Genomic DNA, 6,343 nt, shown 5'->3' on the forward strand with positions numbered 1-6,343 from the left:
TTATGACGCATGTTAACTTCGATTTAGATGGAGTGCGATCGCTACTCCAACGGCAGTTGATTATGCTCAAAATTGATAGTTGATAATTCAAGCATTCAGCGGTCAGCGGTCAGCGTTCAGCGGTCAGCAGTCAGCGGTCAGCGGTCAGCCATCAGCGGTCAGCGGTCAGCGGTCAGCGGTCAGCGGTCAGCGGTCAGCGGTCAGCGGTCAGCGGTCAGCGGTCAGCGGTCAGCGGTCAGTGGTCAGTGGTCAGCGGTCAGTGGTCAGCCTTCAGCGTGGCACAGTAGGGCATTAGCTGATAGCTGATAGCTGATAGCTGATAACTGATAGCTGATAGCTGATAGCTGATAACTGATAGCTGATAGCTGATAGCTGATAACTGATAGCTGATAGCTGATAACTGATAGCTGATAGCTGATAGCTGATAGCTGCATCCCGATTCCCGATTCCCGATTCCCGATTCCCGATTCCCGATTCCCGATTCCCGATTCCCGATTCCCGATTCCCGATTCCCGATTCCCTGTTCAACACTTCTGCCATTAGCCATTACCCAATGACAAATGACAAATGCTTGCCCAAGGTTTCAGTAGTTGTACCAATCTACAACGGTGAAGCAGATTTACCAGAGTTAGTCCGTTGTTTACAGGAACAGACCTATGCCACTGACCAAGTAGAGTATCTTTTAGTGGATAATAATAGCAGCGATCGCACTGCCTCACTAATCGAAACTGCCGTTACTGAGGGAGCATCTGAGGGCATAACTTTCCACTACATCCTGGAAGACCAGATTCAAAGCTCCTATGCAGCCCGTAACAAAGGAATTCGAGCAGCCAAGGCGGAAATAATTGCCTTTACTGATGCAGACTGTCGTCCCCAACCCCATTGGTTAGCAGACTTGGTCTCACTCTTTGCTAACCTTAGTATTGGTATTGTTGCTGGTAAAATCATCGGGTTGCCCGGTAAAACCTGGCTAGAAAAACACGCTGAGTATCATAATGTTCTATCTCAGGAACATACGTTAAACAATTCTTATTGTCCCTACGGTCAAACCGCTAACTTAGCAATCCGACGGCAAGCATTCGAGGAAGTGGGATTGTTCCGTCCTTACCTAACCACTGGTGGTGATGCTGATATCTGCTGGCGTATTCAAAAGCAAAGCAACTGGCAATTACACCTTGCTCCAACCGCCATAGTGGAGCACCGACACCGTTCCACCTTTCGGGAGTATCACAGTCAATGGCATCGGTATGGTCGCTCTAACCGTTACTTACATCAGCTCCATGGTGTGCCCTTGATGCGGGATATTCCACCCACGGAATATCTGTATCGGATCAGTCGTTGGTTGCTGAAAGAACTACCGCGCAATAGTATTAATGCGATCGCAGGCAAAACCGATCCCATTGAGCTAATCAGCACACCGATTGGTCTGTTTGGAACTTGGGCAAGGGCAAAGGGACAACAGCAAGCCCGGCTGCCAGACAAAGCTGATCAGATTGAGTGGCTTTCCCATGGAAGCTGATAGCTGCATCCCGATTCCCGATTCCCGATTCCCGTTCCCCTCCTGGGAGGGGTTAGGGGTGGGTTCCGATTCCCGATTCCCGATTCCCGTTCCCCTCCTGGGAGGGGTTAGGGGTGGGTTCCGATTCCCGTTCCCCTCCTGGGAGGGGTTAGGGGTGGGTTCCGATTCCCGATTCCCGATTCCCGTTCCCCTCCTGGGAGGGGTTAGGGGTGGGTTCCGATTCCCGATTCCCGATTCCCGATTAATCAGAAATCACTTATTAGGTTCATGTAGGGTGGGCAGTGCACCAGACAGATAATCAAGCTTGCAAAGCCCGTTGGTAGGCACTGCCCACCCTAGGATTAATGACAATGGTGCAAGATCTCAGTCTAAATTGCGCTACACTAAGGGTAGTAGGGGTTAAGGAAGTAGCGATGTCAGCAAAACTCTTATTGGTAGACGACGAACCAGGAGTAAGGGAAGCGGTCAAGGAGTATTTGGCAGAATTTGGTTTTACTGTACAGGTTGCCAGCAATGCTAATGATGCTTGGCAGATGTTACAGCAAAACACACCCGAGCTAGTAATTTCTGACATCATGATGCCTAAAGTAGATGGGTATCAATTCCTACAGCAACTTCGAGATGATCCCCGTTTTAAAGCACTTCCAGTAGTGTTTCTGACAGCCCGTGGCATGACCTCAGATCGAATTCAGGGTTATCAGGCCGGTTGTGATGCGTACCTACCGAAGCCCTTTGATCCAGATGAATTAGTCGCTATTGTTCAGAACCTCTTGGAGCGTCGCGCTGCTAGCTCTGAAGATAGTGTAGGCAGTACAGAGCTTGAGAAGATAGCGAAGCAGGTGGCTGAAATTCGCGCAATGTTAGACCAGAAGAATGGAATTGTCCAAACTCCTCCACCCTTGCGCATTGATTTTACAGCTAGAGAGCAGAGTGTCTTAGATTTGGTTGCCCAAGGGCTAATGAATAAAGAAATTGCCCGACGTTTAGAGACTAGTGTTCGTAATGTTGAGAAGTACGTCAGTCGTCTGTTTAGTAAAACCGGAACTAATAGCCGTACTGAGTTAGTTCGCTATGCTCTAGAACATGGTTTAACTAAGTGAAGGTTAAAGCATTTAGCTAGACTGAACTTTCACCGAAGTGGTTGAGCTTCCAGACTGGACTCATTTGGGATAGATCATTGCGGAGGGGTTGGCTTTGGTAGAAGCTGATTAAAGTCAATCTTAGATCCCACTCCCACAAATACTGCCACCAATAAACCTATTAAAATTACGAATAACTGCCAAGTGAATAAGAAGCGCTGAGCATGATCCATAACCTCAACCACTGTGGACACCAAAGTCCCTAGCCCCCTGCTAATCTGGTTTTTTAGCTGAGGTTGATTTTCCTCAGAATTTGCTTGAGAGCTAAGAATTTTAAATTCTGCCTTCAAACGACTAATCTCTTGCTCTAATTCTCTAATCCTTGTTTCTTCTGCTTTTAATTTTTTTTCTTTTGGATACTGATACTTTTCTTCTTCACTAAGCTTCCATATCCGATCAAACTCGTCGCTAAAAACATTGTAAAAATCTTTGCTACAATTAGGATCATCAATAATCATCATCCAGGGAAGATTAACTGCAGATTCTCCCACACAGAACCTTCCTTTGAGTAAAATGTTTTGAAAAAAGTACATTGGTCCACTGGGGACATCTGAATAGAGTAGAAGTCTCAACCCAAAATCATTACCGTATTCGTGAATAAATTCCAATTTTGGTTTAACACCCTCCATACATGAGGGTAAAGGTCTTCTTTGCTGTGTTTCAGCCAAGTCTCTCATAGATACAATAATCTGCTCTAAACTATCCTCCATCTTTTTCATTGGCGACATCGGCTGTTGAAATGGATTCTTACTAATTGACTCAGCTCGATTACGTGCAAACTCACTGTAAGGGTCAGCTAAGAGTATTTGTATTCCTCCACTATTCTCGTTTTGAGCTCTAATCTCATTAGCTTTGCGAAAAGTTGATTGCAAAATTGTATAAGAATCATTCATCGATGTATCGAGCAACCTGAAATTTCGGAAGTTTGAGCCTATGTGGCCTGATTTTTTAAGTCCCGATAATACAAAATTGCAAAATTCCTCAATACTTTTTTCTGTATTGAAGTTAATGTCTACAATTCCATTAAGTGCTTTAAAAACCCAAAAATTTTCGGTATCTTTACTCATCATTTTTTATGTTCTTATGCTATGGATTTAGTGAACAATATAGCAACCGAAGTATAGTTGAGGACAAAGCATTTTGTTTTAAAGGGACTTCGGATCAGGGAGCAGGGAGCAGAAATATATCTTAACTTTTACTTTGACTACTATAAATTTAAATTGGTATCACCAAAAAAGCACTTACTATAAATTTAAATTGGTATCACCAAAAAAACTTGCAAAACCCTAATGAGGGGTGCATCTCACTGTCTTGATCCAGTCGCTCATGGGGTAAATACCCATGAGCGTGCTGCATGACTTTTGCAAAAATATGACCATTGATATGACCATTTAAGGCTAAAATACAACTTATGTTCCCTGAGTTATAGATTTACAACAAAAAGATGCACCCCTTAACCAGTAACCCGTTTAACAACATTGGTAGTCATGATATAGAGAACTTGCCCCAGCTACAAAAACTACCAAGTCATGAACGCCTGGCAATGAAAGCAGTAAGTAAGGTTTTTCCCTTTCGAGTAAATAACTATATTGTTGAGCAACTAATCGATTGGAACAATCTACCTGATGATCCGATTTTTCGCATGACCTTCCCTCATCCAGATATGTTAAACCCTGAAGACTTAAATCGAGTAATTAAGTTGCTGAAAACAAATGGATCGAAAGAAACTATCCGTAGAACTGTTGATGACATTCGCTCTCGTCTCAACCCACATCCTGGAGGACAAGTAGATTATAACGTGCCAAGGTGGGATGGTGAACTAATTTCTGGAATCCAACATAAATACCCAGATACCGTCCTCATTTTTCCTTCATCTGGTCAGGCTTGTCACGCCTATTGTCAATTTTGTTTTAGGTGGGCACAATTTGTAGATACGAACACTCACAAATTTACTACTCGTGAGTCAGGGAGGTTCCAAGACTACCTCCGCCAGCACAAAGAGGTAACTGATGTTGTGCTCACGGGCGGGGATCCTATGATTATGAGTGCCCGGAGGCTTTTTCAATATATTGAACCACTGCTAGACCCAGAATTTGAACACATCCAAACCATTCGCATTGGAACCAAGTCAGTTGCCTACTGGCCTTATCGTTACGTTACCGATCGAGATGCTGATGATGTGCTACGCTTGTTTGAGAAAATAGTTTACAGTGGGAAACATTTAGCTGTTATGGGTCACTACACCCACTGGCGAGAACTTGATACCCCAATTGCTCAGGAGGCGATTCGACGCATTCGCTCTACAGGAGCTCAGCTCCGTGCACAAAGTCCGTTACTCAAGCACGTAAATGATTCTGCTAGAGCCTGGAGAAAAATGTGGCAGATGCAGGTGCGACTAGGGTGCATTCCGTACTATATGTTTGTTGAGCGAGACACAGGACCAAAACACTACTTTGGAATACCCCTAGTACGTACTTGGGAAATTTTTCGCCATGCAATTAAAGGAGTATCCGGTCTTAGTCAAACTGTGCGAGGACCTGTAATGTCAGCATTGCCAGGTAAAGTGCTTATCAGTGGAGTTGCCCACATTATGGGAGAAAGGGTATTTGTTCTCTCGTTTATTCGGGGGCGGGATCCTAATTGGTGCAAGGTGCCATTCTTTGCCCACTATGACCCTGAAGCCACCTGGTTTGGTGAGCTAGCCCCAGCGTTCGGCGAAAAAGAGTTCTTCTATGAAAAGGAGCTGGAGAAAATAACTAGGGCGCGTCTGCAAATTCAATAGTCAGCTTAACGAGTAAAGAGATCCCTAAGCAAGGAAAGGGATCACTGATGGGTAAGACCCGAGGTATTACTATGATCAAAAAAATCTGATTGATATTTATGGCGGTTTGCGTGTAACTTAAATAAGCTGTTAGATATTTTTAATGCACAACAGCTTAATTTCTTTTTAGCCAGAAAATCGGCGTTGCTGATTATGCGTATGGTTTTGCCCCCCTAGCCCCCCAATTCTGGGGGGAACAAAACTATGAAAGTCCCCCAGAATTGGGGGATTTAGGGGGCTTTAATAAAACCAAATTATCGCACATTCATTCCTTAATTCAGCAACGCCAGAAAATCTGCCTCAGGCTCATATTTGCTGGTATTGTTGACTCATCTAGAGCGCTGTATCTGACGCTGTAACTGTCGGACATCTTTTTCTTATTTTGGGACATTTTCAGCAAAATACGATTACTCTGGCTGGTTAAGCCTGATTAAGCCACACTTCATTAATAATGATTCGGAGATACCTTCTTTGGGTCCCCATGAGTTATTGCCTACTATTACACCAGTTTAGGCTACCAGTGTTTTCGCTTTCGACCCCCCTTGATCCATGGATTGGTTAGTTCCTATCAGTAGGGGTAGGGCTGTGACTCGGATTATACTCCGGCTGGACTTGGAGCAGGATAGTTATCAAGTTGTCTAGGTTGATTTTACCCGCAGGAGCTAATCCCCGAAATTGTTACAGGATAAGGTTTATAGCTAACGAATCTCACTAATTGGTGTATGAATGGTATTTCCATTAAATCATATTCCCTTCGGCTAAAGAGCAAACTAGAACACACTTTAGTTATTATTAACTTAAGTAAAGTTAAGTTAAGAAAATGCAAAGTCTCTTAACTTAACTTTACTTAAGTTAATAATAACA

7 protein-coding genes and 1 pseudogene are annotated in these 6,343 nt (G+C 43.9%); 6 read left to right on the plus strand and 2 right to left on the minus strand.

What is annotated here, in order from left to right:
• Positions 1 to 79: 79 nt before the first annotated feature.
• Positions 80 to 208, plus strand: a pseudogene (locus F6K37_RS44870) (hypothetical protein); the annotation flags it as partial.
• Positions 151 to 306: a hypothetical protein gene (locus F6K37_RS44875; protein ID WP_324293453.1), complete on the plus strand. Its 156-nt coding sequence runs from the start codon at positions 151 to 153 to the stop codon at positions 304 to 306. The pseudogene F6K37_RS44870 and the gene F6K37_RS44875, both read left to right, overlap by 58 nt.
• On the opposite strand, the gene F6K37_RS29705 is transcribed toward F6K37_RS44875, so the two are convergent.
• Positions 292 to 540, minus strand: a complete 249-nt coding sequence (locus F6K37_RS29705) for a hypothetical protein (RefSeq protein WP_287254066.1) — start codon at positions 538 to 540, stop codon at positions 292 to 294. The two genes, F6K37_RS44875 and F6K37_RS29705, sit on opposite strands and share 15 nt — an antisense overlap.
• Before the next feature lie 13 nt (positions 541 to 553).
• Between F6K37_RS29705 and F6K37_RS29710 the strand changes: the two genes are divergently transcribed.
• From F6K37_RS29710 to F6K37_RS29720, 3 genes are all read left to right on the plus strand, one after another.
• Complete coding sequence (locus F6K37_RS29710; protein ID WP_287254068.1) at positions 554 to 1,519, plus strand: glycosyltransferase family 2 protein; 966 nt, start codon at positions 554 to 556, stop codon at positions 1,517 to 1,519.
• The gene (locus F6K37_RS29715) at positions 1,509 to 1,817 is read left to right on the plus strand and encodes a hypothetical protein (RefSeq protein ID WP_287254070.1); all 309 of its coding nucleotides are present in this window, start codon (positions 1,509 to 1,511) and stop codon (positions 1,815 to 1,817) included. The genes F6K37_RS29710 and F6K37_RS29715 overlap by 11 nt, the downstream gene beginning before the upstream one ends.
• A 115-nt stretch (positions 1,818 to 1,932) precedes the next feature.
• Entirely contained in the window at positions 1,933 to 2,619 is a 687-nt protein-coding gene (locus F6K37_RS29720; RefSeq protein ID WP_044492336.1) for a response regulator transcription factor, read from the plus strand.
• A gap of 74 nt (positions 2,620 to 2,693) precedes the next feature.
• Here F6K37_RS29720 and F6K37_RS29725 read toward each other — a convergent pair whose 3' ends face one another.
• On the minus strand, positions 2,694 to 3,728 hold the full coding sequence (locus F6K37_RS29725; RefSeq protein WP_287254072.1) for a hypothetical protein: 1,035 nt from the start codon (positions 3,726 to 3,728) through the stop codon (positions 2,694 to 2,696).
• Positions 3,729 to 4,102: 374 nt separating this feature from the next.
• Between F6K37_RS29725 and F6K37_RS29730 the strand changes: the two genes are divergently transcribed.
• Complete coding sequence (locus F6K37_RS29730) at positions 4,103 to 5,440, plus strand: KamA family radical SAM protein (RefSeq protein WP_287254074.1); 1,338 nt, start codon at positions 4,103 to 4,105, stop codon at positions 5,438 to 5,440.
• Positions 5,441 to 6,343: the final 903 nt, after the last annotated feature.

It is taken from the genome of Moorena sp. SIO4E2 (assembly GCF_010671945.1).
In the GTDB taxonomy this organism is placed as follows: Bacteria; Cyanobacteriota; Cyanobacteriia; order Cyanobacteriales; family Coleofasciculaceae; genus Moorena; species Moorena producens.